Raw genomic sequence first — 25,443 nt, forward strand, 5'->3', positions numbered from 1 at the left:
CGGCGCGACATCGGCAGGCTCAGCCGCCGCGCAGGTTGCCCAGGCGCGGGGTGCTGCGGCCCAGCGGCATCTTCAGCTTGCCGATCGACAGGATGCGGCTTTCGGCGATGCGGTCGGCCGCACGCTGCGGCGCGATGTTCTCGCGCTGCGACAGTTCGAAGATGCGGGTGAGGTTGTGATAGATGCTGCGGATCAGGCGCATCGCGCGTTCGCGGTTGTAGCCATCGATCTCCAGCGACACGTTCATCACGCCGCCAGCGTTGACCGCATAGTCCGGCGCATACAGGATGCCGCGCGCGTGCAGTTCATCGCCGATTTCCAGGCTCGACAGCTGGTTGTTGGCGGTACCGCAGATGATCTTGGCCTTGATCCGCGGCAGGGTGTCGGCGTTGATGGCGCCTTCCAGCGCGCACGGTGCGAACACGTCGGCGTTCACTTCGTGGATCTCGTCGGGCTTGACCGCTTCGGCGCCGAAATCGCTGACCGCGCGATCAACCAGTGCGCTGTCCAGGTCGGTGACATACAGCTTGGCACCGCGGTCGCGCAGCAGTTTCACCAGCTCCATGCCGATGTGGCCCAGGCCCTGCACCGCGATGCTGGTCTTGCCCACTTCCTCGTGGCCGAACTTGAAGCGCATCGCCGCCATCAGCGCCTGCAGCGCACCGTAGGCGGTGAACGGGGCCGGATCGCCGGAGCCGCCATGGACCTGGTGCACGCCGGTCACGAACTGGCTCTCCAGGTAGATGTTCTCCATGTCGTTGACGTCGGTGCCGACGTCTTCGGCGGTGATGTAGCGGCCGCCCAGCGAGTCGACGTAACGGCCGAAGGCGCGGAACAGCACCTCGGTCTTGTCCACCTTCGGGTCGCCGATGATCACCGCCTTGCCGCCACCGACGTTGAGGCCGGCCAGCGCATTCTTGTAGGTCATCGTCCGGCTCAGCCGCAGCACGTCGGCCAGTGCCTCGTCGGTGCTGGCGTAGGGGCGCATGCGCACGCCGCCCAGGGCCGGGCCCAGGGTGGTGTTGTGAATGGCGATGATCGCCTTCAGGCCGGCATCGTGGTTGTGGCAGAACACCACTTGTTCGTGGCCGGTGGTGGCGAGGGTTTCGAATAGCATGGCGTCTCCGATGGCGCGAACAGCGGCGAACTGCAGCGAACGGCCAGTGAACGGTAAGGTCCCAAAACAAAAAAAGCGACGTCGTCATGGCTGGGGGACGGGTCGCGCGGCGCCATTCTAGTCCATTCGCCCGGCCGTTGCCGTCGACGTCGGCGGCCGGCAGGTTAAAGAAGATGAAAGTGCGGCCGATGCTGCGACGACGGCGGGTGGCCGGATGGGCGTGAAGAGGCAGGGCGGTCAGTGACGGCAAGGGCATCACAACGACAGGACGGGCGGCGATGACAGCGGCATGGTGGCGATCGCTGCGCGGCTGGCTGACACGTTCGACCGGGGGGGCACCGGCGCGGCTGGTTGCCGCATCCCGCCAGGCGGTGGCCGCCGCAGCCGCAAGCCTGCAGGGCGAGGCGCTGCCGTCGCCGGAGATCGCCGCTCACCTGCAACGCGGGCTGCATGCGCTTGCGTTGTACCCACGGCTGGCCGGCGAGCCAACGCCGGTGCAGGACCCAGGCCTGGGCGAGGCGGTGGCGCGCGCGCTGCAGGACCGCGACTGGGCGGCCAGGCAGCTGCCCCGCCGGCCGCAGCTGCTGCCGCAGCTGATCCAGACCGTCAACGACGATGCCGCCTCGGCCCGGGTGATGGCCGCGATCATCGGCCAGGACCCGGTGCTGACCGGCAACCTGCTGCGCATCGCCAACAGCCCGGCCTACAAGGTCCACGAGCGCCCGGTAGAGAGCCTGCAGCGGGCGGTGACCCTGGTCGGCACCGAGGGCGTGCGCCAGATCATCAGTGCGGTACTGGTGCAGCCGGTGATGCAGGTGCAATGCGAGGTGTTCCCGCAGTTCAGCGCGATCATCTGGGAGCACGCACTGCTGGCATCGCGTGCAGCGGCCGACCACGCACGCACGGTCACCTTCGGCGATGCCTTCGCCGCGCAGTGGCTGGGCCTGGTGCAGGGGCTGGGTGCGGCGCTGGTGATGCGCCAGCTGCTGCAGGAGGCACAGGCCCGTGGCGAGCCCGTGGAGCCGGCGTTGGCCCTGCAGCTGTTGCAGCAGTGGTCGTTGCCGCTGGCGCAGCGGGTCGCTGCCGCATGGGAGTTGCCTGAGCCGGTTCACCAGGCCTTGGCGGTGGATGCGGAAGGATCGTTGGCCGACAGCCTGCGCCTGGCCAGCGCGGCCGCAGCGGCCAGCCTGTTGTGCCGCCATGGGCATGCCAGCCAGAGCCGCATGCTGGCCCTGCTGGAGCAGCTGCCCTCGGCACCGCCGCATGCATTGCGCTGGATCTGGCGGCGCCTGCATGGGCGCAACGTGGAAACGCTGGATGAGGCCGGACAGGATGAGGCCGCTCCGGCGTCCTGAGCGCTACAGCTGCGATTCCACCGGCAGCCAGCTGATCACCCGCGACAACCAGCGCTTGCGCGCCGTTGCCCCTGGCTCGGCCTCCACCCAGTGGGGGGGCGGTTCGCGCTCCAGCCAGCGCAACCGGCGGCGGTCGTCCAGTGCCAGCCACCAGCTGTGCCTGGGGTCAGCCAGGCGCAGGTATTCGTCCCGCAGCTGTGTACCCAGCACCGGATCGTCGAACAGCACACCCATTTCAGTGTTCAGGTAGGCCGAGCGCGGGTCCAGATTGAAGGAGCCGACGAAACCGCGGCGGTCATCGATCAGGAATGCCTTGGTGTGCAGGCTCGCGCCGCTGCTGCCGAACACGCCGGCATCGCCCGACTGACCCTGTGCCTTCAGCTCGTACAGGTGGACGCCGGCTTCCAGCAGTGGCACGCGGTAGCCCATGTAGCCCCCGTGCACGGCGGCGACGTCGTTGGCGGCCAGCGAGTTGGTGACCACGCCCACCTGCACGCCCCGCCCGGCCATTGCCGAAAAGCCATCGAGGCCCTCGTTGCCGGGCACGAAGTAGGGCGAGATCAACAGGGCCCTGTGCCGGGCGGCCTGCAGCTCGCTGATCAGGGTCGACACCAGCCAGGTGGCGCGATCATCCCTGCGGTGCTTCATCGGCGGGTCCGACACGATGCGCACGGCACCGCTCCAGTGCAACGGCTCGGGGCTCGGGCGCTGCCGCTGGCGTGATTCGGCCACGCGCGCAAGGTAGGGGCGGGCCACGTCCCGCTGCGCCTCGTGGTCCGATTCGCGCACCAGCAGGCGCAGTTGTGCGTCGGTATGGAAGGCAAGCGCGGATACCGGGATGGCGGTTTCGCTGTTCCAGTAGTCGTCGAAGATCCGGTTGGCCTGCTCCACGGCGGGGCCGGCGACCAGCAGGTCCAGATCCTGGAAGTTCACGTCGGTGCGCGCGCTGAAGTACTCCTCGCCGATGTTGCGGCCACCGACGATCGCGACGCGGCCATCGGCGATCCAGCTCTTGTTGTGCATGCGGTGGTTCACGCTGAAGAAGCGCTGCACCATCTCCACCATGCGCAGGATGCCGGTCCGGTTGCGGAACGGGTTGTACAGGCGGATCTCGATGTTCGGATGGGCATCGAGCGCCATCATCAGCGCGTCCTTGTCCTTGGCATTCATGTCATCGAGCAGGATGCGCACGCGCACGCCGCGCTCGGCGGCGTCGTACAGCGCCTTGGCCATCAGGTGGCCGATCAGGTCGTCGTGCCAGATGTAGTACTGCAGGTCCAGGCTGCGGCCGGCCTGGGTGGTGATCATCGCGCGGGCGGCGAAGGCATCCATGCCATCGCTGAGGAAGGCCACGCCCGACTGGCCGGGATGGGCCGCCTGCAGCGGCACGATCTGCTGGTCGATGCGGGTCTGTGCCGGCTGCAGCGGCAGCACGTGCGAAGGCGCGCCATGCGCCTGCGGCGTGAGATGGTCGGCCAGCAGCAGCCCGGACAGGACCAGCAGCACCAGCACGGCGAGGATGATCGCAGCAACACGCAGCAGGCGTCGCCACAGCGGCTTGGGCAGGCTCATGCCCCGATGGTAGAGCCACGCCATGCGTGAAGGAATGCCTGCAGGATCGACAGGGGGTCAGAGCCCCTGCCTTCGGCACGGGATCCGACCCCCGGATCCCTCTCCACGGGAAAGGGCCCTGACCCGCACACCTCAGAACCGCTCGTCGCTGCCCAGGTAGCGCCACTGCCCCGGCGGCAGCGGCCCCAGCGCCACGCGTCCGATACGCAGGCGGCGCACGGCCGTGACCTCCAGGCCGGCGGCGCTGACCGCCACACGCAGCCCCTTGGCCGTCAGGCCCTTGCCGGCGAAGCGCAGGCGCTGCTCGCTCTGCCAGCTGACCTTGGCGCCGCCCGATTCCTGCTGCAGCCGCGCCATCAGCCACGGCCCGCGCTCGGGACCGCCTTCGGCCACTTCGATCAGGTATTCCTGCTCGGTACGGCCCAGGTTGCGCTGCAGGTGGGCCAGCGTGGCCGGATCCTGGCTGACCACCACCAGCCCGCTGTCGCTGGCCGGCAGCGAGGCGGCCAGCTGCAGGCCGTGGAAGTGACGCTGCAACGGACGGATGTCGCTGGCATCAAGTTCGCTGCGGCTGTCACTGCTGACCAGGGCACACAGGGTTTCGGCGGCGACACCGGCCGGCTTGTGCAGCAGCATGCTGACCCGCTCGGCCTTTTCATCGCTGGCCTGTTCGGCCACCACGATCACCGCGCTGTCATCGACCGGGCGCTGCGGCTGTTCCACCACGTCGCCGTTGACCGTGACCCAGCCGCCTTCGATGTAGCGCCGCGCTTCGCCGCGCGGGATGCCGAGCAGGGCGGACAGGCGTTTGTCGAGACGGATCGGTTCCATGGCAGGCAGGTCGGGCAGGGGGCGCGCAGTGTAGCTGCTGCGGCCGGTCAGCGCTGGCCGCGGTTGGCCAGCTCGGTCAGGTACAGGCGGGTATCGAACTCCAGCTGCAGGTAGTCCGGCTCCATGTGCTGGCACAGCTGGTAGAAGGCCTTGTTGTGGTCGGCTTCCTTCAGGTGGGCCAGCTCATGCACCACGATCATGCGCAGGAACGCCGCGGGTGCCTGGCGGAACACGGTCGCGATGCGGATCTCGCGGCTGGCCTTGAGGCGGCCGCCGTGCACGCGGGAGATGGCGGTGTGGGTGCCCAGCGCGTGCTTGATCACTTCCAGCGTATTGTCGTAGCAGACCTTGTTGAGCGGCACCGACTTGCGCAGGTAACGGTCCTTCAGCTCCTGGGTGTACTCGTACAGCTGCCGGTCGCTGCGCACCTCGTGCGGGTCGGGGTAGCGCTGCTGCAGCCAGGGGCCGAGCCTGCCCTGCGCCAGCAGCTCGCTGACCTGGGCAACCAGGGGTTCGGGATAACCGGTGAGGTACTTCAGGACTGCCATGCAGGGCCGGCGGGGCGTCGGTAGAATGGGGCATCCAAGATTACACGCGGTACGCACCGACCATGGCAAAGCCCAACGCGCTGCAGGAACAATTGCTCAAGGCCGGCCTGGCCAAGAAGTCGCAGGCCAGCGCCGCCGCACGCGAGCAGGCCAAGGCCCGCCAGGGCAAGGCCGAATCGACCTCGGCCGAGGTCCAGCGCGAGGCTGAACGTGCCCGCGCCGAGAAGGTCGAGCGCGACCGCGCACTGGCCGCCGAACGCAATGCCCAGGCCAGGCAGGCTGAACAGAAGGCCCAGGCCAGGCAGATCATCACGGCCCATGCCGTACCCCACAAGGGCGACGACGAGTACCGCTTCAGCGATGGCGCGGCGATCCGTACCCTGCTGATCGACCCCAAGCTGCGCAAGGCGCTGTCGGTGGGCGTGCTGGTCATCGTCGCCCACGGCGAGGGCTATGCGTTGCTGCCCCGCGCCGCCGCCGAAAAGGTGCGTGAACGCGCACCCGAAGCAATCATCGTCGACCACGGCCAGCCGGGCTCGACCGCCGAGATCTCCACCGGCAACGCAGAAGACGACGCCTATTACGCGCAGTTCCAGGTGCCCGACGACCTGGTCTGGTAAGCAAAAAGGGGACGGAGGGGATTAAGCCGCAATCGGCCTGATCGGATCCGTCGGCGTTCTGTTTGGCATCCTGAAGAGCAGCCGAGCATGGCTCGGCTCTACATGAAGGCCTTCCTTTTTGCCGGGGTGTATCGTCCCCATATCGGGCGACACACCTGCGGAGGATAGCCATGGCCACCGGTTGGGCAGGAGACGGCGCGGTCCAGGACCAGATCGACGCCACCGTCGACGACGCGATCGCCCGCGCGCGGCGCCAGCTGCGCGAGGGACCCGGTCTGGAACACTGTGAGGAATGCGACGCGCCGATCCCGTTGGCGCGGCGCCAGGCTGTGCCTGGTGTGCGGTTGTGCGTTGCGTGCCAGCAGGCGCGGGACGACGAAGACCAGGCGCATGCCGGGTACAACCGGCGTGGCAGCAAGGACAGCCAGCTGAGGTAAAGGGGTGTTTTATTGCAGGGCTGCGCCCTGCACCTGCAGAAGCAACGTCAACATCAAAGGCGCCATCCATGGCGCTCACTGATCTGGCCCCCCTCAACCGGACCCACCCCGCCCCGCCATCCCACGGAATGCCGCTCTTGATCTTGCTTCGGCTTCGGCTTCGGCCTCTGCAGGTGCAGGGCGCAGCCCTGCCGAAAACTCCACCCTCAACCGTCGCCCTGGATGCCGCCGGGGGCCTGCGCCGGGTCACGCCAGCGCCGTACCGTGCGCTGGAAGAACAGGTTGTTCGGCAGCTGCAGCACCGTGCCCTCGTGGCCCTCGCCGGTCTCCTGCAGCGTGGTGTAGATCAGGTTCACGTCGATCACCCGGCCCTTCAGGCCCGGCTTCTCGCCGTTCTCCAGCACCTCGATGTAGTCGTGCAGGCGGAACGGGCGGGTGGTGAAGATCAGCAGCGTGCAGAAGATGTTGGACAGCACGCTCCAGGCCGCGAAGAAGGCCACCGCGCCCACGGCCGCGAAGCCGGTGAACGCGGTCCACAGCACCGAGGGCTTCGCGCCGAGCAGGCTGAGGATGTACAGCAGGGCACTGAAATAGACCACGAAACTGGTGATCCGGCGCGCGCCCATCACCATCTCGGGCGGCAACGTGTAGTGCTCGGCGAAGCGGCGGATCAGGCGCCGGGCGAGCACGCGCAGGAGCCACGCGACCAGAAGCACCCCTACGATCTGCAGGGCGACGCCGGCGTAGTTCAACCACGGGTGGGTCCAGGGCGGCAGGTGATCCTTCAGCGACAACATCATGGGGCGACAACAGGTGGCAATAACGACCTTCGATGTTACCCGGCGCGTGCCGGGGATTCGACCGCCGGGGCCCAGGCCAGGCACACCAGCGCCTGGCGGTGCTGTTGCAGGCAGGCACGGCCGTTACCGGGGTGCAGCTGCAGCGACAGGCCCAGTGCCTGCAGCACGACGCAGGCGGCGATCACCAGCAGGGCGGCGCAGGTTGGGCTGGACATGGCAGGACTCCTGGACGGCAATTTCGCGAAGGACCTTCCATGGATGCAGCAGGTGTCGAAAAGGTTGCACGGCAGTGATCGTCGTCCGGCTCTAAACCTTTTCCCGGGCCGCCGCATCCAAGCGATATGCTCGACACCACCATGCCCGCGCCGCCTGCCGCCCACGACGCCGTCGATGAACCCGCCCTGGTGCGGGCGGCCGCCGCCGGCGATACCTCGGCCTATGAACTGCTGTACCGGCGGCATGCACCGCGCGTGTTCGCCGTGCTGTGGCGGCTGTGCGGGGGCCAGCAGGCGCGTGCCGAAGACGCCTTGCAGGAAGCCTTCCTGCAGGCGTGGAAGGCGCTGCCGGGGTTCCGTTTCGAGAGCAGCCTGTCGACCTGGCTGCATCGCCTGGGCGTCAACGCTGCGCTGATGGAACTGCGTGGGCGCGCCGCCGGGCAGGACCACGACAGTCTTGATGATGTGGACGGAGGACTGCAGGAACTGGCCGTACACGACCGCTGCGCCGGTACCGAGCGCGACCTGGAGCGCGCGCTGGCGACGCTGCCGCCGAGGGCGCGCGCGGTACTGGTGCTGCATGACATCGAGGGCTGGAAACACCAGGAGATCGCCGCGCAGCTGCAGATGGCCGTCGGCAGCTCCAAGGCACAGTTGCATCGTGCGCGCGGCCTGTTGCGCGCACGGCTGGGAGACATGACATGAGTACACACGAACACGATTCCGACCACGATCTGGTGGCCCGACTGCGCGCGCTGCCTTCCGAACGCGGCCTGCCCGCCGATGGCTGGGCGCGGTTGTCGGCGCAGCTGCCGCCGCGTGAACCACAGGCGGCGCCTGCGCCGACCGGCAACGTGGTGGTGCTGCCGGGGCGTTCGCGCCGGCGCTGGTGGTTGCCGGTGGGGGCCGCACTGGCCGCAAGCCTGGCGCTCTACGCGGTGGCGCCGTGGCGCCATGCGCAACCGGACGCGCCGGTGCCGTCTACCCTGCAACTGCAGGCCGCGGCGATGACCGAGCAGTACCAGCAGGCAGTGGCCTCGTTGCCCGCAGGCCGGGCGCCGGAATGGCAGCCGGCGCTGCACGAACTCGATGAAAGCGCGGCACAGATCCGGGCCGCGCTGGCGCAGGATCCACGCGCGCCGCATCTGCTTGGCCAGCTCAAGCGCACCTATGCGTTGCGGCTGGAATTGACCCGGCAGGCGGCCTATGCCGCCGAGTCCGGCCTGACGACCTGAGGAGACCCCCGATGACACGAACCCTGTTGACCTGCTGCGCCGCGCTGTTGCTGCTGCCCGCGGTGGCCCTGGCTGACACACGGATCGACGAGCGCCACAACCTGGCCGCCGGCGGCCGCATCGAACTGAGCAACGTGGCCGGCAAAGTGAGCGTGCGTGGCTGGGACCGCAACGACGTGCAGCTCACCGGTACGCTAAGCGATGGCCTGCAGCTGCGCCAGGAGAAGAGTGCCAACCGCGTGCGCTGGGAGATCGAGTATCCGCGTCGCAACAACAACGGCGGCGCGACGCTGGTGCTGAACGTGCCGCGCTCGGTGGAACTGCTGCTGAGTACGGTCAGTGCCAGCCAGGACATCAGCGGCATCGATGTGCGCCGCCTGCAGGCCGACACGGTCAGCGGCAGCCTGAGCGCCTCCGGTCGCAGCGGCGACAGCAAGCTCAATACGGTCAGCGGCGGTGTCATCGCGCGCCTGCAGACGCCGAAGCTGGACGTGAACACGGTCAGTGGCCGCATCGAAGCCGGCGGCGGCGTGTCCGGTGACATCGGTGCACAGACGGTATCCGGCCGGGTCGAGGTCGATGCCGGGCGGGTGCAGCGGCTGGCGGTGGAAACCGTGTCGGGCAGCATCGACCTGTCGGCGGCCGGGCTGGCGCCGGGGGGCCGTATCAATGTCGAATCGGTGAGCGCGTCGGTCAACCTGCGCCTGCCACGCACGGTTTCGGCGCAGCTGTCGGTGAACAGCTTCAGCGGGTCGATCAACAGCGACGCCGGCCAGGTGGAACGGCCGCGCTACGGCCCCGGCAGCCATCTCGATACTCGGCTCGGCAATGGCGACGGTGACATCCGCATCCAGTCGCATTCGGGCAGTGTGCGGGTACGCCTGGATCGCTGAGCGCGGTCCGGCAGGCCGCGGCGGCAGCGCCGCCGCGGTCGGAGCTGGGTCAGCTGGCTTTCTTCAGCGCCCAGGTAGTGCCGAGGACTTCGATCTTGCCACCGGCCTTGCGGAACGCTGCCAGGTCCGAAGCGATCGAATCGCTGCTGACCACGGTGCTGGCGGCCGCGCCCTTGCGTTCGCTGCGGATGCTGTTGCTGGCCTTCGCGGGGGTCTTTGCCTTGCGGGGCATGGTTGCTCCTGTCAGGTGGAAGGGGAGGAAAGCGCCCAGGCATCGGCCTGGCGCAGGTAGTCCTGCCGCTCGCGGCGGCAGTCATCGCCGCCCATCGAGAACTGGCGGCAGATCGCCGGGCGCTGCGAATAGATCGTGCAGCGCAGGTGATAGGGATCGATCGCCGCGCACCAGCCTTCCTCGTTGCGCGCCATCACGGCACGGCCGTGGGTGTCGCGTGACAGGAACTGGCCGGGCACGTGGTCGCCGGGCTGCAGCAGCACGGGCAACCGGCAACAGACCGCGTCACAACGGCGGCAGTCGATGGGTGCAGGTGCTGCGTCAGGTTGTAAGGCCTCAGGGGCCTGGCGGGTGCCCAAAGCGGGTCTCAATGGCGGCTCAGGTGCTGCGCGGACCATGAACGAGCCAGGAAGGCATGGCCGCTAGGCCCGCTGGGCGGGCCAGGCTGCACCGTGGACACACACCGGCATGGCCGGTGGAAGGGGCAGCAGGGTTCTAGCCGACCAAGAGTAACTTAGACCGCGTAACGTTTTGTTAATCCTGGCTGGCTGCCGCCAGCGCAAGGCCCTGGACCACGCCCAGCGAGGGCTCGCCGTGGACCATGCGGGCGCCCGGGAAGGCGGCCGCCACCGCCTGGCGCAGGTAGCCGGCGCGGGACATGCCACCGGTCAGGAACACGGCATCCGGGTCGCCGCCGATGTCGCTGCGGACCTGGGCCAGCAGCTCGCGGATCTGCTCCAGGTAGCCATGGGCGGCGGCGGCCAGGCCGTCGGCGCTGCTGTCGGCATGCAGGTCGCGGGCGATGTAGTCCAGCGTGCTGCGGTGCTCGCTGGCAGCGCTGAGGGCGATCTTGGCGCGTTCCACGTCACGGTACAGGCGGGCGGTGTTGCCGGTGTCCTGCAGGGCCTGCAGGCGCTCGCCCCAGGGCGCGTCGACATGGTCGTACTTGTGCAGGCGGAAGTCGCGCTGGCGGGTCATGTCCTGCACGGTGGCCGCTTCCACGTAGTGGTGGGCCGGCACGCGGGTGATGCCGCGGCCGAACAGCGGCATGTAGCTGGACAGGCTCAGCGCCAGGTCGATGTCGGTACCGCCGCGGGCGATACCCCAGGCGCGGTGGATGCGCGGGGCGTCGTCGCCGCCGACTTCGGCATGGGCGATGTCGGTGGTGCCGCCGCCGATATCGACGATCACCGCCTGGTGCCGCTCGCGGCTTTCGGCGTGGTAATGCATGGCCGCCGCGGCTGGCTCCTCGAGGAAATCAACCTGGTCGAAGCCGGCCTGGGTGGCCGCTTCACGCAGGATGTCCAGCGCCTGGTCGTTGCCGGCTGCGCCGATCGAACTGCGGAACTGCACCGGGCGCCCGAGCAGGGCGGCGCGCAGCGGCCGGCCGAGCTGGGCACTGGCGGTCAGGCGGATGTGTTCGAGGATGTGCGCGGCGATGCCGGTGATGGTCTGCTTCGCGCGCGGGTGCAGGTTGTAGCCGAGCATCGACTTCGGGCTCTGCACCAGGTTGCCTTCGTGTTCCTCGAAATAGGCTTCCAGCGCTTCGTCGCCGTAGACCGCGTTCTGCAGCAGGTCGTTGGCGCTGCGTTCCTTGCCGGCGCGGGCTTCCATCCATTCCCGGCGCAGCGCGCGCAGGGCTTCGCGGCGCAGCGCCTGCGGCGTGCGTTCCTGGCCGGCGGCGCGCGCCGCGCGCGCGGCGCTGTCGATCATCTGCTGCAGCTGGTGTTCCTGGCCGTCGTCGAGCTGGAAGTCGTCCGGGTCGGGCACCACGCCGGGGAAGTACACACTGGTGCGGAACTGCTCGGCGTCGCCGAAGCGGATCGGCAGCAGTGTTCCCTCATGCACGATGGCGGCGGCGGAGTTGCTGGTACCGAAGTCGATGCCGAGGCGCATGGGGAGTTCCGGGGGCGATCAGGGGCCGCGCACTCTGCTGCAGTTCGCCGCCGACTGCAAGTTCCTGCGGCCTCCCATTCCGTATCGGGAGGCCGGATCGGGTCAAGCCGGGAGCCGGGCGCCGCCCGGAAAAGGGCAGGCGAGCCGGGCGGTTACAATGGCGGCTGTTGATTCACTTTGAGGTACTTGCTGATGTCTTCTGCCCCCGCCTGCCCGCAGTGCACCCTGGAAAACACCTATGCCGATGGCGCGCTGTGGATCTGCGCCGACTGCGGCTTCGAATGGACCGCCGAGGAAAGTGCCGGTTCGACCCTGGTCGTGCGTGACAGCAACGGCAATACCCTGCAGGCCGGTGACACCGTCACCGTGATCAAGGACCTGAAGGTGAAGGGTTCCTCGATCCCGCTCAAGCAGGGCACCGTGATCCGCAACATCCGCCTGGTCGAGGACGATGCCGAGCACATCGAAGGCAACTCGGACAAGATAAAGGGCCTGGTCCTGAAGACCTGCTTCCTCAAGAAGGCCTGACCGGCCTTCAGCGCCTGGCCTGCTGCTGTGCGCGCCAGCGGGCCAGGCTGTCCAGCTTGGCCTGGTAGCGCGCCTGCTGCGGGGCACCGCCCAGCGCCTGCGCGCGCAGCAGTTCACGATCGGCGCGCCTGAGCTGGCCGGCCAGGAAATAGGCCCGCGCCAGCCCGAAGTGGAACTGGTGTGCGGTGTCGTACAGGCGCACGGCCTGCCGGTAATAGCGGATCGCCTGATCCAGTCGGCCGGCGCGTTCGGCCTCGGCGCCGAGCATGTACTGCGCGAACGGATCCTCGCGCTGCACCGACTGCAGGCGCTGCTCCAGCGCCTGCGCCTGCATGACCATGCCCAGCTTCCGGTACAGCGCGCTGGCGTTGGTCAGTGCAGCGTCCTGGCGGCCGTCCAGTCGCAGCGCCGTTTCCAATGCCCGGCGCGCGGCGGCGGTATCGCCCGTACGGTTTTCCAGCACGCCCAGGTTGTTCCAGGTGGCGGCGAAGCTGTTGTCCTGTGCCAGCGCGGCATTGAAGAAGGTGCGTGCACCCACCAGATCGCCGCTGGCCATGCGTTCGGCGCCGCGGTTGTTGTAGAAGTGTGCCAATGCCCGTGCCTGGCTGATCGGCAGCGGCCCGCGGCGGTCGTACAGCACGTTGCGATCCAGATCGACGGTGGCGAAGCGGCCGGCGAAGCCGACCCCGGCATTGACGTGGCCGACGCTGTAGACCAGGCCCTGGGCCTGGTCCTGGTACCACGACACGACCTGGCCGACTTCCTGCACGCGTGCCTGGATGCCGGCTTCGCGTGCCAGCGCGACGAACATCAGGGTAAAGGCCAGGCAGTTGGCGCGCCGCTGCTGCCAGATCTCGCTGACGGTGAAGGTCGCATCGGCGTCGTACTGCAGGTCCAGGCCGTGGCGGTCGAAGATCATCTCCACCAGCGCCTGCAGGCGCTGCTCGCGGGAGTAACCGTGATTGATCACCTGCGTGCGCAGCATGTCGCGCATCGCCGGTGGAATCGCGAACACCTGCTGCGGCGTCGGTATCGCCGGAGTGGCGGTGCTGGCAACGGCCAGCGGCGCGGCCGTTCCCGGATGATCCTGTGCGATCGCGGACGGTGCTGCCAATGCGGCCAGTGCGAGCAGAACGAATCGGGCGGCAGGACGGTACATGACGGCTCCCGGCAGCGGCGGGCGCTCCCGCCTGAGGCGAGTGTAGACCTGTGCGCGCACCGCTGCAGCGACCGTTGGTCGGTCCGCACGTTCATCCACAACCGGTGTGGACCAGCGCTCGGGAAAGCTGTGGACAACCGCGTTGCGGCCTAGTGCGAAGGGCGTTGTGAGGACGTGGTGAAAAAAGCGACAGCTTGCCCGTCAACCGCGCAGGCGGGATGATCCGGGCATGGACTTTTCCCCGCTGACGCTCGCTCCGGCGCAGTGGCAGGCGCTGCAGGACAGCTATGCAACGCCACCACGCGCCTACCATCACTTCGGCCACGTGCGCGCGGTGCTGCAGCACTGCCAGGAGGTTGCCGACGGCCCCGGCTGGCAGCAGCCGGCCGAGGTCTACCTGGCCGTGCTCTACCACGATGCGATCTACGTGGCGGGGCGAAAGGACAACGAAGCACGTTCGGCGCAGATGGCCCTGCAGGCGATCACGCAGGCGCCGGAACTCGCCGCTGTCGATGCCGCCCGGGTCGAGCAGCTGATCCTGCTGACCGCCCGCCATGGCGCGCTCGGCCCGGACGATGTCGATGCCGAGGCCGCGCTGTTCCTGGACTGCGACATGGCGATCCTGGCCGCGCCGGAACCGGTGTTCACCGCCTATGACCGGGGCGTGGCCGAAGAGTACAAGGGCGTGGTGCCGGGCTTCCTGTATCGCGCTGGCCGCCGCCGTTTCCTGCAGGGCCTGCTGCGCGCACCGCGCATCTTCCTCAGCGAGTTCTTCCACCAGCGCCTCGACGCGGCCGCGCGCGACAACCTGCGGCGGCAGCTGGGTCGCTGAGCCAGCCCGCTACACTGGGGCCCGTTTCCACCGATTGCCGCTTCCAACCGTGTCCGTCCCTGATCCCGATCCCCGTCCGCTGCCGCCGGAAGAGCCCGGTCCCAACGAATGCTGTGGCAGCGGTTGCCCGCTGTGCGTGCTGGACCTGTATGCCGACGAACTGCAGCGCTATCGCAAGGCGTTGGCCGAATGGCAGGCGCGGCACCCGGAGGCCTCCGCATGAGCCGCGCGCGTCCGGCGGCGCTGCTGGCGCTGGCCGCCCTGGTTCTGTTCCTGGTTACCGCGCTGTGGACCCAGTTCGCACGCACCGACCTGGACTGGGTGCGGGCCACGCTCAGCCTCTACCTGCACGGGCCGTGGGGGCTGGCGTTGCGTGCGGCGTACTGCCTGCTGGCACTGGCGATCACCCTGCTCGGCATCGCCCTTTATCGCGGCAGCATCGGCCCGCGGCGCAGCGCGGCGGCGCCGCTGCTGTTCACGGTCTCGGCGCTGGGCCTGGCCACGGTCGCCATCGGTGACAGCTGGCTGCCCGAAGGAACCCCGCTGCTGGCACCGTTCATCCACGGGTTGGCGGCCAACACTGCGTTCCTGTGTGCCAGCGTCGGCATGCTGCTGCAGGCCTGGTACCTGCGCCGCGAACCGGGCTGGCAATCCGCCGCCGGCCTGCTCTGGGGCTGGGCCTGGCTGGCCTTCGTGCTGCTGTGGCTGCACGTGCTGTGGCGTGGCGGGCCGCCGCGCGGGCTGGGGCAGAAAGTGGTGATCGTGGTGATCGTGGGCTGGCTGCTGTATCTGGCGCTGGCGCTGTATCGGCGCAGTCGTCGCGCCGCAGCCTGCTGAAACCCCAACGGCCTGCACCGGTACGTGCCGTGCACGTGGAGGCAGCGTATCGTGTGCGCATTCCATCGGGGCTGCGATATGAAGCGTGCAGGGCTGGGCAGGGTAATGGGCGTGGTGCTGGCGCTGGCCGCACTGCCGGCAACCGCGGCAGCGACCGTGCAGCAGTTCAGCCACGGGCGGTTCGAACAGATTCCGGTGCATATGCCGGCCGGTACCCCGCAGCGGGTGGTGATCTGGTTCCACGAACCGACTCCCGGTGGCGATACCAGCCGTCTGCCGATCGAGGCCCTGCGTGCCGACGGTGCGATGGTCGCCGCCGTGGACATCGCGCACCTGCGCGGCGTGCTCAAGCGCGAAGGCAACCCGACCTGTTCGTTCGGTTCCGGCGATGTCGAGAATTTCTCGCGCTGGCTGCAGGCCTCGCTGCATCTGCCCGGGTACCACCTGCCGCTGGTCGGCGGCGATGGCGAAGGCGCTGAAATGGCCTATGCGCTGGCTGCGCAGGCCGATACGCAGGTGTTCGCCGGCCTGCTCACCACTGGTTTCTGCCCGGACCACAACCACGAGCGCATGGTCTGCGGCGATGGCGTGAAGCGCAACACGCTGCAACCCGCCGAACTGAACTTCCCGTGGTTGAGTGCAGCCGGTGATCACGGCTGCAAGGCGGGCGAGGCCAGCGGTTTCGTGCAGCAGGTGGCGATGGCGCGCGAGTTCAAGCGCACGGCGCGTGGTGATGCCTCACCGGGCCTGGTGGCTGCAGCGCGGGTGATGGGTGCGCAGGCAGGCGTCAGCCTGGCACCGCCGCCGGCCGCGCTGAAGGGCCTGCCGGTGGTGGAAGTACCGTCGACCGGCAACGGCGACACGCTGGCCGTGTTCGTCTCCGGTGATGGTGGCTGGGCCGGCCTGGACAAGGACGTGGCGTCGTCGCTCAACGAGCACGGCGTGGCCGTGGTCGGCATCGACTCGCTGCGCTACTTCTGGAGCGAGCGCACGCCGAAGGGCTTCGCTGCTGACCTGCAGAAGATCATCGATCACTACCGCCAGCAGTGGCACCGCGACAAGGTGATGCTGATCGGTTTCTCGCAGGGGGCCGACGTGCTGCCGGCGACCATCAACCAGCTCGATGCCGATACCCGTGCAGCGCTGGATCGCATCGTGCTGCTGTCGGTAGGCAAGAAGGCCGACTTCGAGTTCCACGTCAGCAACTGGCTGGGCGGCGGCGGCGACGGCCTGCCGATCGCGCCGGAAGTGGCCAGACTGCCGGCGGAGAAAACGCTGTGCGTGTACGGCGACAAGGATGAGGACGCACTGTGCCCGGACCTGCCGGCCAATGACGGTGTGAAGAAGGTGAAGCTGCCGGGTGACCACCATTTCGGTGGTGACTATGATCGGCTGGCCGAGGTGATCCTCAAGGGCGGTATGTAGCGCTTGGTAGACGCCGACCTTGGTCGGCGCTGGGGCTGAGGGCGCCTTGGGGATGAGCGTGTCGACCAAGGTCGACACCTACCGGGCGGCAGGTGGCGCCGGGTATGCCTGGTGGTACGGGGCGTCAGTTGCGCCGCGGGTCCAGCGAGATCAGGCGCGTGGCATCCAGCAGTGCGGCCGGCAGGTGCATGCCACCCGGCGCAGCGAGATAGCGTGGCCGCCACTGCGGGTCGAACTTCGACTTGAAGCGGCGCAGGCCACTGAAGCCGTAGAAGCGTTCGCCATGCCGCGCCAGCAGGCCGGCCAGGCGGTTCCAGCGGCCGGCCAGGCGATGCTGTGCCAGCCCGGACAGTGGCGCCATGCCCAGCGAGAAGCGTGCATAGCCCTGCGCGCGGCCCCACAGGAACAGCTCGATGAAGAGGAAGTCCATCGTGCCCTTCGGCGCCTCGTTGACGTGGCGCATCAGGTCCACCGACAGCTCGGCACCGGCCGGCGCCTGCCACAGGTTGGCGAACGCCACGATCTGGCCTTCGGCCTCGACCAGTGCCACCGGGAACCGCACCAGGTAATCCGGGTCGTAGCTGCCCAGCGAAAAGCCCTTTTCGTCGCCGGCCTTGTCTTCCAGCCACGCGTTGGAGATCGCGTGCAGGCGCGGCAGCAGGCTGGGAATTTCCTCCACCGGTGCCACACGGAAGGACAGGCCGCCGCGCTTGCCGCGGTTCCAGGCCTGGCGCAGGTCCGCACGTTCGCGGCCTTCCAGGCCGAAATCGTGCAGCGGCACCATCGCTTCTTCGCCCAGCTTGACCAGGCCCAGGCCCAGGTCGAGGTAGGTCTGCCAGTAGGACTCGCCGACCTGGTAGAACACCGGGCGCAGGCCGAGCCGGTCGGCTTCCTCGCGGAAGCGCCAGATCAATGCGCGGGCGACCTCCGGCGGGCCGACGGGATCGCCCATCGCGATCAGCGAACCGCCGTAGCGCTGCATCATCACGAAGCCCTGTTTCGCCTCGTCGCGCAGCACCGCCTTGTCGGCGGTCAGCACCAGGCAGGCCTGGGTATCGGTGGCACCGGCCAGTACCGGCGCCAGTGATTGCAGCGTGGCCTCGTCGGCGGCTGGCAGCGGGCTGCGCGTGCTGTGCAGCAGCCGCGCCAGGCCGAACATCACCAGCGCGATCGCCACGACCAGCAACGCGCGCAGCGCGCGTGGTGCGTTGCCGGATATCGCAAACTGCCACCACAGCTCGTTCTGGTACTCGACATGGCTGTAGGTGAAGAACAGCAGCCAGGTGACCGCGACCAGCACCAGGCCGAGGTTGCGCAGCCACGGCCATGACCAGGCTTCGTCCAGCAGCGCGCCCTGACGGTAGAACTCGCGACGTGCGGCCCACAGTGCCATCGCAACCAGCACTGCCGAGACGGCGATCAACAGTTGGCCACCCCGCAGCCACAGCGGCAGCGGGGTGATCATGCACACCGCCATCGCCAGCACCCACGCGGCGTGGCTGCGCCGGGCCAGGCCCTGGCCGATCAGCAGCAGTGCGACGCCGCTGAGGCTGCCGATCAGGTGCGAGGTCTCCAGGATCGGCAGCGAGGCATTGACCAGGTGACGGCGTGGCGTCGGCAGCGTGCCGTCGATGACCAGTGCGGCGCCGATGCTGAACACCGCCAGCGCGATGATCTGCGGCAGCCACGGGCGCAGCGCGTTCCAGCCCGCACGGGTTGCCCCGGCGCTGGCCTGCAGCGGTTGGCGCAGGGCGGGCGCGAGCGCGAGCAGGGTGGCCAGCACCAGCGGCAGCACGTAGTAGGTGACGCGGTAGATCAGCGCCGCTGCCAGCACCGCCGCCGGTGCCACCTGCGGTAACAGCTTCAGCAGGCTCCACTCGAACACGCCAAGGCCGGCGGGCACGGTCGAGACCAGGCCGGCCAGCACGGCCACCAGGTACAGGCCGACGAAGCCGGGCAGTCCGGTCGGCGTGGAGTCCGGCAGCAGCACGTAGAACGCGGCACTGGCCAGCACCAGTTCGATCACGCTCAGCACGGTGACGCCGATCATGGTGCGGCGGTCGGGCAGCCACAACGCATGGCCGAACACGCTGAACTGCCGTCCATCGCGGCCGACCAGCAGCACGGTGCCGAGATATGCGAGCAGGGCGACGATGCCGACGATGCGCACGGCATCGGGATTCAATGGCAATGCCAACGCTGCCGCTGCAGGTTCCATGCACAGTGCCACGCTGATCAGCAGCCATGCCCCGAACACGAAGCCGAGCGTGCTCATCAGCACCACCTGGCCGATCTGCGCCAGGTCCAGGCCGGCGCTGCGGTAGCCACGCAGGCGCACCGCGCCGCCGGTCAACGCGGCAAAGCCCACGGTCTGGCCCAGCGTGTGCGCAAGGAACGCGGTGATGCCGACTCGCGCAGGGTGCACGCGGATGCCGCTGCGACGCAGGCCGATGGCATCGAAGCCGATCAGGCAGGCGTAACTGGCCAGGCCGAGTACCACGGTGAGCGCGATCTGCATGCCACTGAGCTGGCGGAACGCCTGGCGGATGGCCCGGTAGCCGTGCTCGTCGAACTCGTTGGCCAGGCCGTGCAGGGCCAGGGCGAGGATCAGCAGCGGGATGACGATGGTGGCAACCCGCTTCCAGGCTGGCGTGGAAGGGGCAGTGGTGGAATCGACGGGGACGGTCATCGGCGCAAGGGTGCGGCAGGAGGGGCGAGGGCGGTGTCAACGCGGGCGTGGCGCATCGTGCGCCTGTCATCGTCATTTGACCAGTGGGACCGTCGGAGCCCGGTAGTGACGTGTCGCGGAAGGTGCCCGTGCACCCACCGTCGACCGGATTGGAGGACAATGCAGGCCTGATCACCCGCAGGAGCCACGCCCATGATGGAGCGTTACGACGTCGGACCGCGCATGTCCGAAATGACCGTGTACAACAAGGTCGCCTACCTCTCCGGCCAGATTCCGGAAGACACCAGCCAGGACATCACCGGGCAGACCCGGCAGGTGCTGGCGGAGATCGACAAGCTGCTGGCACTGGTCGCCAGTGATCGCCAGCACGTGCTGCGCGCGGAAGTGTTCCTGGCCGATATCGCCGACTTCGACGGCATGAACAAGGCGTGGGACGAGTGGGTGGTCGAGGGCGCGACCCCGGCCCGCGCAACCTTCGAAGCCAAGCTGGCCCACGCCGAGTGGAAGGTCGAGATCGTGGTGACGGCGGCCGTGCCATAACTGCGGGATAGGGTCGGATCCCTTTCCCGCGGAAAGGGATCCGACCCCTGTTACAGGGGCAGCAACTCGATGCAGTCCACCGGGCACGGCGGAATGCACAGTTCGCAACCGGTGCACAGATCGGCGATGACCGTGTGCATGTACTTGGCGCCGCCGACGATGGCGTCCACCGGGCAGGCCTGGATGCACTTGGTGCAGCCGATGCAGTCGGCTTCCACGATCAGCGCCACCTGCGGCACCTTGTGTTCGCCACGCGAACGATCAAACGGAATGGCAGGCACGCCCAGTACCTGCGCCAGCGCGCGCGCGCCGGCATCGCCGCCCGGCGGGCAGCGGTCCACGCCCACCTCGCCGCGCGCCATCGCCTGCGCATATGGGCGGCAGCCGTCGTAGCCGCACTGCCCGCATTGGGTCTGCGGCAGCAGGCGGTCGAGGCGTTCGGTCAGGGGCGGGATCAGGCTCATGCGTGGCGAAGGCTGCGCGTCGGGGTTACTTCAGGGGTTTGCCACGGAACCAGCGCTCGTGGGCCAGCGCCAGCATCGGCTTGTCTTCGGAACTGTCACCGTAGGCATGGATGCGCACGTAGCGGGACAGATCGAACTGGCGACGGATGTGCTCGACCTTGCGCGGGCCGCAGTCGCCACCGGCATAGCGACCGGTCAGGCGGCCGTCCTGGCTTTCCAGCCGGTTGCAGATCAGCTGCAGGCCCAGCTGCTCGCACCATGGCCGCAGGTACAGGTCGAGCGAGCCGGACACGATCACCACGGTATGCTGCTGTTCCCTGTGCCAGCGGATCTGCTCCAGCATTTCCGGGCGCACCACCTCGGGCAGGAACTCACGCGAGAAGCCTGCGGCCAGCGTGGCGATGTCATCGCTGTGGCGGTTGCTGAAGGTCAGGCGGGTGACGCGTGCACGGATGCGTTCGGCCGAGATCAGTTTCAGCTTGTATGCGGCCAGCCACGGGCCGACCTTCCACCACGCCTGCGCCAGCTGTTCGGCGGTGGCCACGCGGCGCAGGAAACGGCCATAGGTATCGCAGGTGGTCACGGTGTGGTCGAAGTCGAACAGCGCCAGTTCCATTCCATTGCTTCCCATCGCGTTGCCTCCGCTGGCCGATGCTGCCGGCAGGCGCGGCGGTGGCCGCGCCCGCTGCAGGCATCAGCGGACCGGCATGCCCGGCTGCGCGCCGCTGTCGGCGTCCAGCAGCGCCAGCGCGCCGCCGTCGAAACCGGCCGACAGGATCATGCCTTCGCTCAGGCCGAAGCGCATCTTGCGCGGGGCCAGGTTGGCGATGAACACCACGCTGCGACCGACCAGGGCTTCCGGCTCGCCGTAGCTGCCACGGATGCCGGAGAAGATCTGGCGCTTGCCCAGTTCGCCGGCATCCAGTTCGAAGCGCAGCAGCTTGTCCGAACCTTCCACGAACTCGCACACCAGCACCTTGCCGATGCGCAGGTCGAGCTTGGCGAAATCGTCGATGCCGATATAGGCCGGAGCATCGGCGCTCTTCGCGTCGTCCTTGGCCGGGGCCGGTGTGGCCGGCTTGGCGGCGTCGGTCCTGGCGGCGGGGGCGGCAGCGGCGGCCGGCTGCAGGGTGTCCTTGGAGGCGTCGATCATGGCGTCAATCTTCTTCGGGTCGATACGGGTGAACAGCGGGGTGTAGTCGGTGATGCGGTGGCCCAGCAGCGGCTGTGCCAGTTCGGTCCAGTCATTGACCGGCGCGGCCAGGAAGGCCTCGGCCTGCGCGGCGGTGGCCGGCAGCACCGGCTTCAGTGCGGTGACCAGCACGCGGAACAGGTTCAGGCCCTGGCTGCACACGGCCTGCAGCTGCGCGTCGGCGCCTTCCTGCTTGGCGATGACCCACGGCTTGACGTCGTCGATGTAGCGGTTGGCTTCGTCGGCCAGGGTCATGGTCAGGCGGATCGCCGCAGCCGGGTCGTTGCGCTCGTAGGCTTCGCGGATCGGCGCCAGGCCGTCGACGAAGCGCTGGTACTGCGCCGCGTCGGGCAGCTGCGCGGCCAGCTGGCCGTCGAAGCGCTTGCTGATGAAGCCGGCGCAGCGGCTGGCCAGGTTGACGAACTTGCCGACCAGGTCGGCGTTGACGCGGGCGATGAAATCACCCAGGTTCAGGTCAAGATCGTCGACGCCACCGCCGGACTTGGCGGCGTAGTAGTAGCGCAGCGCTTCCGGCTCCAGGCCGGCATCGAGGAAGGTACGCGCCATCACGAAGGTGCCGCGCGATTTGCTCATCTTGGCACCGTCCACGGTCAGGTAGCCGTTGACGTGCAGGCGGGTCGGCGCGCGGTGGCCGGTACCGTGCAGCACCGCCGGCCAGAACAGGCCGTGGAAGTTGACGATGTCCTTGCCGATGAAGTGGTGCAGTTCGGTGGCGGTGCCGGCGCGCAGGTGCGCTTCGAAGTCTTCGCCGAGCTTGCCGCACAGGGTCTGGAAGCTGGACAGGTAGCCGATCGGCGCATCCAGCCAGACATAGAAGTACTTGCCCGGCTGGCCGGGAATCTGGAAACCGAAGTACGGCGCATCGCGCGAGATGTCCCACGCGCGCAGGCCACCTTCGGCGTTGAGCCACTCACCCAGCTTGGCCTTCACGCCCGGCAGGGCGACATCGCCGGCCAGCCATTCGCGCAGGAATGCATCGAAGTGGCCCACCTCGAAGAAGAAGTGCTCCGAATCGCGCATTTCCGGCGTGGCGCCGGAGATGACCGAACGCGGCTCCTTCAGGTCGGTCGGTGCATAGGTCGCGCCGCAGACTTCGCAGTTGTCGCCGTACTGGTCGGGGCTGCCGCAGTTCGGGCAGATGCCCTTGACGTAGCGGTCGGGCAGGAACATGCCCTTGGCCGGGTCGTAGAACTGGGCGACCGAACGGCGGCTGATGTGGCCGGCCGCTTCCAGCTTCAGGTAGAACTGCTCGGTCAGTGCCTTGTTGGCCGCCGAGTTGGTCGAGTCGTAGTGGTCGAAGGCCACGCCGAAGGCGGCGAAGTCACGTTCGTGGCTGGCCTGGATGTTGGCGATGAAGGTTTCCGGGGTGACCCCGGCCTTTTCCGCGGCCAGCATGATCGGCGTGCCGTGGGTGTCGTCGGCGCAGACGAACCAGGCCTTGCCGCCGCTCATTCGCCGCGCACGCACCCAGATGTCGGCCTGGATGTAGCCGACCAGGTGGCCCAGATGCAGCGGGCCGTTGGCGTAGGGCAGGGCGGTGGTGACGAGCGCGGTACGGGTCATGGTCGCGGGGTGAAGCCGAGGGGAACCGCAGAGTATCGCATGCCCGCAACGACGTGACCCGGCCGGGGCCGGGTCACGGGGATGAAGCGGGGGCCGGGGCGCTTATTCGCGCTGCCAGGTCTGCGCGCGGCAGATGAAGGCGATGCAGCCGGACACGTCCAGCCTGGTGCCACCCGGCTGCAGCTCCATCTTCGACTTGTAGGTCTTGCCGTTGGCCGGGTCGAGGATGGTGCCGCCGGACCACTTGTTGGCGCCATCGGCCTTCAGGTTCCAGAGGATGGTCATGCCCTTCACCGGCTTGTTCCTGTTGGCGCCTTCACATCCATCGCAGACCGGGTTCGGGCCCTTGTCCGAGTGCAGGATGTCGACCACCTTGCCGGTCAGGGTGCCGTTGGCGGCTTGGCTGATCTCGACGATCGACTTCACCTTGCCGGTCTTGTCGTCGATGGTCTTCCAGCGGCCGGCGGCGCCGTCGGCGGCCTGGGCCGACAGGGCGGCCAGGCACAGCGGCAGTGCCAGCAGCAGGGTCTTGAAGGTGTTGCGCATGGTCCCCTCCCAGGGTTCATTCCGGCACGGTGCCGGCATGGGTCGACTGTATACCCATTCGGCGGGGTATGGGGAAGGGGGGCTTTGCAGGGCTGCGCCCTGCACCTGCAGAGGCAGCCGCAACAGCCGGAGCAACAGCAAAAGCGGACTTGCTGAGGGATGGCGGGGCACTGTGGGTTTGCGGGGCCGCCGTAAACCCGTCCCTGGGGGCTTGGTCGCCGCATCCATGCGGCTCACACCCCGCAAACCCACAATGCCCCGCCTTCGACAGTTTCCGGCGATCTGCCGGTGCTGGTGCGGTTGGTGGGTGTCGACCTTGGTCGACACAGATCCATGCCATGCGTGGATGACGTTTCCGGTGGCGGCGATAGGGACAGATCCCTTTTCCGACGGAAAAGGGATCTGACCCCCGGGGACGTCAACCGACTTCGTACAACTCCAGCGGAAGGTCGTCGGGGTCGGCGAAGAAGGTGAAGCGGCGTCCGGTGTACTCGTCCACGCGGATCGGTTCGCAGGCGACACCATGCGCGGCCAGGCGCTGGATGAAGGGTTCCAGTGCAGTCACCCGGAACGCGAGGTGGCGCAGGCCCTGGGCTTCCGGGCGGCTGGGACGGGGCGGCGGCGAGGGGAAGGAGAACAGTTCCAGCTGGCCGCCGTCGGGCAGGGCCAGGTCCAGCTTCCAGGAATCGCGCGCGGCGCGGTGGTTCTCGGCCAGCACGCGCAGGCCGAGGATGCGCACGTAGAAGTCTTTTGAACGTGCGTAGTCGCTGCAGATCAGTGCGGCGTGGTGGATGCCCAGCAGGGCACCGGAATCGGCGGTCATTGCAGGGTGTCCAGCCAGCGCTGGGCGATCTTCAGCGCCAGCGGATAGGGTTCGGGGTCGTTGCGGTTGGTCAGAACGATCACGGTCAGGTGTTTTTCCGGGTGGCGCACGATCACGTTGCGGAAGCCGATGCTCTCGCCGCTGTGCCATTGCACGGGGCCATTCAGCCGCCAGCCGAACCCGTAGTGCGGTACATCCGGTTCGGGCGTCGATGTGGCGGGGCTGAACATCGCGCGGCGCAAGGCCTTCGACAGCAGGCGGTCGTCGTACAGCGCCGCATCCCAGCGGGCCAGGTCGTCCAGCGAGGAATAGATGCCGCCATCGCCGAGCACGGCGCTGGTGGTGCTCTGGTCGGTGCGCTGCCAACGGCCATCGATCCAGCTGTAGCCATAGGCGCGTGCGGCGATGGTATCGATGCCGTCCTGATGGGCCACGGTGTGGGCCATGCCCAGCGGGCGGAAGATGCGCTGTTGCAGGAAGGCTGCGAAATCCTGGCCGGAGGCGCGGCCGACGATCAGTGCCAGCAGCGCATAGCCGCTGTTGCTGTAGTGGTACTGCGTGCCGGGCGCGAAGTTCAGCCGGTCCTGGCGCGACAGCAGGGTCAGCACATCGGCGTCATGCACCTGCCGAGCATCAGCCGGGTCCATCAGGTCTTCGTAGTCGGGCAGGCCACCGGTATGCGAGAGCAGCTGGCGGATGGTGATGGCGGCCGCAGCCGGGGGCAGTTCGGGCAGCCATTGCCGGGCAGGTTGGTCCAGCCCGAGCCGGCCATCTTCCACCAGCAGCAGCACCGCCGCAGCGGTGAACTGCTTGCTGACCGAGGCCAGCCGGAAGTTGCTGGCCGCGGTGACCGCCGTGCCGTCCTCCACCACCGCCAGGCCATAGCCGCGCCGGAATACCGGTTTGCCGTCATGCAGCACCAGTACGGCGGCGCCGGGCACCTGGCCGTCGTAGGCCTGCATCAGGCCGTCGATGCCCGCATCCGGTGGGGCCAGCACCGGTGCGGCAACGGTGGCCAGCGGCAGCAGGCCCAGCACGGCGGCGAACAGGGCGACGGCAGGACGCATGGCGGC

29 protein-coding genes are annotated in these 25,443 nt (G+C 68.4%); 12 read left to right on the top strand and 17 right to left on the bottom strand.

Features of this window, described 5'->3' with window-relative positions:
* Positions 1 to 19 precede the first annotated feature (19 nt).
* Complete coding sequence (locus AC5P53_RS05315; protein WP_008264553.1) at positions 20 to 1,117, bottom strand: Glu/Leu/Phe/Val dehydrogenase dimerization domain-containing protein; 1,098 nt, start codon at positions 1,115 to 1,117, stop codon at positions 20 to 22.
* Between the two features lie 278 nt (positions 1,118 to 1,395).
* Here AC5P53_RS05315 and AC5P53_RS05320 point away from each other — a divergent pair, with 278 nt between their 5' ends.
* Positions 1,396 to 2,472, top strand: a complete 1,077-nt coding sequence (locus AC5P53_RS05320) for an HDOD domain-containing protein (RefSeq protein ID WP_495227158.1) — start codon at positions 1,396 to 1,398, stop codon at positions 2,470 to 2,472.
* 3 nt (positions 2,473 to 2,475) lie between these two features.
* Here AC5P53_RS05320 and AC5P53_RS05325 read toward each other — a convergent pair whose 3' ends face one another.
* The 3 genes from AC5P53_RS05325 to AC5P53_RS05335 form a co-directional block, all read right to left on the bottom strand.
* On the bottom strand, positions 2,476 to 4,068 hold the full coding sequence (locus tag AC5P53_RS05325; RefSeq protein WP_495227159.1) for a phospholipase D family protein: 1,593 nt from the start codon (positions 4,066 to 4,068) through the stop codon (positions 2,476 to 2,478).
* 108 nt (positions 4,069 to 4,176) lie between these two features.
* The gene (locus AC5P53_RS05330) at positions 4,177 to 4,875 is read right to left on the bottom strand and encodes an RNA pseudouridine synthase (RefSeq protein ID WP_241887561.1); all 699 of its coding nucleotides are present in this window, start codon (positions 4,873 to 4,875) and stop codon (positions 4,177 to 4,179) included.
* Between the two features lie 47 nt (positions 4,876 to 4,922).
* Positions 4,923 to 5,423, bottom strand: a complete 501-nt coding sequence (locus AC5P53_RS05335; protein WP_075077039.1) for a M48 metallopeptidase family protein — start codon at positions 5,421 to 5,423, stop codon at positions 4,923 to 4,925.
* A 62-nt stretch (positions 5,424 to 5,485) separates the two neighbouring features.
* Here AC5P53_RS05335 and AC5P53_RS05340 point away from each other — a divergent pair, with 62 nt between their 5' ends.
* Positions 5,486 to 6,043: a DUF2058 domain-containing protein gene (locus tag AC5P53_RS05340; RefSeq protein WP_014647975.1), complete on the top strand. Its 558-nt coding sequence runs from the start codon at positions 5,486 to 5,488 to the stop codon at positions 6,041 to 6,043.
* A 170-nt stretch (positions 6,044 to 6,213) separates the two neighbouring features.
* Positions 6,214 to 6,480, top strand: a complete 267-nt coding sequence (locus AC5P53_RS05345; protein WP_014647974.1) for a DksA/TraR family C4-type zinc finger protein — start codon at positions 6,214 to 6,216, stop codon at positions 6,478 to 6,480.
* A 206-nt stretch (positions 6,481 to 6,686) separates the two neighbouring features.
* Here the strand turns inward: AC5P53_RS05345 and AC5P53_RS05350 are convergent, their stop codons facing one another.
* Both AC5P53_RS05350 and AC5P53_RS05355 read right to left on the bottom strand, forming a co-directional pair.
* Positions 6,687 to 7,280: a mechanosensitive ion channel family protein gene (locus tag AC5P53_RS05350; RefSeq protein ID WP_014647973.1), complete on the bottom strand. Its 594-nt coding sequence runs from the start codon at positions 7,278 to 7,280 to the stop codon at positions 6,687 to 6,689.
* Positions 7,281 to 7,315: 35 nt separating this feature from the next.
* Positions 7,316 to 7,495: a hypothetical protein gene (locus AC5P53_RS05355; RefSeq protein WP_014647972.1), complete on the bottom strand. Its 180-nt coding sequence runs from the start codon at positions 7,493 to 7,495 to the stop codon at positions 7,316 to 7,318.
* Between the two features lie 126 nt (positions 7,496 to 7,621).
* Between AC5P53_RS05355 and AC5P53_RS05360 the strand changes: the two genes are divergently transcribed.
* From AC5P53_RS05360 to AC5P53_RS05370, 3 genes are read left to right on the top strand one after another with little or no spacing between them, the layout of a single operon-like run.
* Positions 7,622 to 8,200: an RNA polymerase sigma factor gene (locus AC5P53_RS05360; protein WP_032958649.1), complete on the top strand. Its 579-nt coding sequence runs from the start codon at positions 7,622 to 7,624 to the stop codon at positions 8,198 to 8,200.
* Positions 8,197 to 8,730, top strand: a complete 534-nt coding sequence (locus tag AC5P53_RS05365; RefSeq protein WP_046431913.1) for a hypothetical protein — start codon at positions 8,197 to 8,199, stop codon at positions 8,728 to 8,730. The genes AC5P53_RS05360 and AC5P53_RS05365 overlap by 4 nt, the downstream gene beginning before the upstream one ends.
* A gap of 11 nt (positions 8,731 to 8,741) precedes the next feature.
* Positions 8,742 to 9,623 (top strand): DUF4097 family beta strand repeat-containing protein, encoded by an 882-nt coding sequence (locus AC5P53_RS05370; protein ID WP_227864131.1) that lies wholly within the window; start codon positions 8,742 to 8,744, stop codon positions 9,621 to 9,623.
* A gap of 49 nt (positions 9,624 to 9,672) precedes the next feature.
* On the opposite strand, the gene AC5P53_RS05375 is transcribed toward AC5P53_RS05370, so the two are convergent.
* The 3 genes from AC5P53_RS05375 to AC5P53_RS05385 form a co-directional block, all read right to left on the bottom strand.
* Positions 9,673 to 9,855 carry a hypothetical protein gene (locus tag AC5P53_RS05375; RefSeq protein WP_005410566.1) on the bottom strand — a complete coding sequence of 61 codons (183 nt, stop codon included), beginning with the start codon at positions 9,853 to 9,855 and terminating at the stop codon, positions 9,673 to 9,675.
* Positions 9,856 to 9,866: 11 nt separating this feature from the next.
* On the bottom strand, positions 9,867 to 10,160 hold the full coding sequence (locus AC5P53_RS05380) for a YkgJ family cysteine cluster protein (protein WP_053462562.1): 294 nt from the start codon (positions 10,158 to 10,160) through the stop codon (positions 9,867 to 9,869).
* Between the two features lie 229 nt (positions 10,161 to 10,389).
* Positions 10,390 to 11,751: an Hsp70 family protein gene (locus tag AC5P53_RS05385; protein WP_241887560.1), complete on the bottom strand. Its 1,362-nt coding sequence runs from the start codon at positions 11,749 to 11,751 to the stop codon at positions 10,390 to 10,392.
* Positions 11,752 to 11,943: 192 nt separating this feature from the next.
* On the opposite strand from AC5P53_RS05385, the gene AC5P53_RS05390 reads away from it, so the two are divergent.
* Positions 11,944 to 12,279: a zinc ribbon domain-containing protein YjdM gene (locus tag AC5P53_RS05390; protein ID WP_010482882.1), complete on the top strand. Its 336-nt coding sequence runs from the start codon at positions 11,944 to 11,946 to the stop codon at positions 12,277 to 12,279.
* Positions 12,280 to 12,286: 7 nt separating this feature from the next.
* Here the strand turns inward: AC5P53_RS05390 and AC5P53_RS05395 are convergent, their stop codons facing one another.
* The gene (locus AC5P53_RS05395; RefSeq protein WP_241887559.1) at positions 12,287 to 13,438 is read right to left on the bottom strand and encodes a tetratricopeptide repeat protein; all 1,152 of its coding nucleotides are present in this window, start codon (positions 13,436 to 13,438) and stop codon (positions 12,287 to 12,289) included.
* Between the two features lie 229 nt (positions 13,439 to 13,667).
* Between AC5P53_RS05395 and AC5P53_RS05400 the strand changes: the two genes are divergently transcribed.
* From AC5P53_RS05400 to AC5P53_RS05415, 4 genes are all read left to right on the top strand, one after another.
* Complete coding sequence (locus AC5P53_RS05400) at positions 13,668 to 14,270, top strand: HD domain-containing protein (RefSeq protein WP_014647966.1); 603 nt, start codon at positions 13,668 to 13,670, stop codon at positions 14,268 to 14,270.
* Positions 14,271 to 14,319: 49 nt separating this feature from the next.
* Positions 14,320 to 14,493: an oxidoreductase-like domain-containing protein gene (locus AC5P53_RS05405; protein WP_032958663.1), complete on the top strand. Its 174-nt coding sequence runs from the start codon at positions 14,320 to 14,322 to the stop codon at positions 14,491 to 14,493.
* A complete protein-coding gene (locus AC5P53_RS05410) occupies positions 14,490 to 15,107 on the top strand; it encodes a DUF998 domain-containing protein (protein ID WP_241887558.1) in 618 nt (205 codons plus the stop codon). Before AC5P53_RS05405 ends, AC5P53_RS05410 begins: the two co-directional genes overlap by 4 nt.
* A gap of 78 nt (positions 15,108 to 15,185) precedes the next feature.
* Positions 15,186 to 16,532 carry a virulence factor family protein gene (locus AC5P53_RS05415; protein WP_032958666.1) on the top strand — a complete coding sequence of 449 codons (1,347 nt, stop codon included), beginning with the start codon at positions 15,186 to 15,188 and terminating at the stop codon, positions 16,530 to 16,532.
* A 124-nt stretch (positions 16,533 to 16,656) separates the two neighbouring features.
* Here the strand turns inward: AC5P53_RS05415 and mprF are convergent, their stop codons facing one another.
* Complete coding sequence (gene mprF, locus AC5P53_RS05420) at positions 16,657 to 19,221, bottom strand: bifunctional lysylphosphatidylglycerol flippase/synthetase MprF (protein ID WP_241887557.1); 2,565 nt, start codon at positions 19,219 to 19,221, stop codon at positions 16,657 to 16,659.
* Positions 19,222 to 19,413: 192 nt separating this feature from the next.
* Here mprF and AC5P53_RS05425 point away from each other — a divergent pair, with 192 nt between their 5' ends.
* Positions 19,414 to 19,761 carry a RidA family protein gene (locus tag AC5P53_RS05425; protein ID WP_005418155.1) on the top strand — a complete coding sequence of 116 codons (348 nt, stop codon included), beginning with the start codon at positions 19,414 to 19,416 and terminating at the stop codon, positions 19,759 to 19,761.
* A gap of 50 nt (positions 19,762 to 19,811) precedes the next feature.
* On the opposite strand, the gene rnfB is transcribed toward AC5P53_RS05425, so the two are convergent.
* The 6 genes from rnfB to AC5P53_RS05455 form a co-directional block, all read right to left on the bottom strand.
* Entirely contained in the window at positions 19,812 to 20,225 is a 414-nt protein-coding gene (gene rnfB / locus AC5P53_RS05430) for an Rnf electron transport complex subunit RnfB (RefSeq protein ID WP_014647962.1), read from the bottom strand.
* Between the two features lie 25 nt (positions 20,226 to 20,250).
* Complete coding sequence (locus tag AC5P53_RS05435; RefSeq protein ID WP_032958670.1) at positions 20,251 to 20,841, bottom strand: HAD family hydrolase; 591 nt, start codon at positions 20,839 to 20,841, stop codon at positions 20,251 to 20,253.
* A gap of 78 nt (positions 20,842 to 20,919) precedes the next feature.
* On the bottom strand, positions 20,920 to 23,001 hold the full coding sequence (metG, locus tag AC5P53_RS05440; RefSeq protein WP_014647960.1) for a methionine--tRNA ligase: 2,082 nt from the start codon (positions 22,999 to 23,001) through the stop codon (positions 20,920 to 20,922).
* A 102-nt stretch (positions 23,002 to 23,103) separates the two neighbouring features.
* On the bottom strand, positions 23,104 to 23,547 hold the full coding sequence (locus AC5P53_RS05445) for a DUF2147 domain-containing protein (RefSeq protein ID WP_032958676.1): 444 nt from the start codon (positions 23,545 to 23,547) through the stop codon (positions 23,104 to 23,106).
* A gap of 418 nt (positions 23,548 to 23,965) precedes the next feature.
* A complete protein-coding gene (gene gloA2, locus AC5P53_RS05450; protein ID WP_049404668.1) occupies positions 23,966 to 24,370 on the bottom strand; it encodes an SMU1112c/YaeR family gloxylase I-like metalloprotein in 405 nt (134 codons plus the stop codon).
* Complete coding sequence (locus AC5P53_RS05455) at positions 24,367 to 25,437, bottom strand: serine hydrolase domain-containing protein (protein WP_241887556.1); 1,071 nt, start codon at positions 25,435 to 25,437, stop codon at positions 24,367 to 24,369. Before AC5P53_RS05455 ends, gloA2 begins: the two co-directional genes overlap by 4 nt.
* Positions 25,438 to 25,443: the final 6 nt, after the last annotated feature.

It is taken from the genome of Stenotrophomonas sp. YJH_SMC_82, from assembly GCF_059368875.1.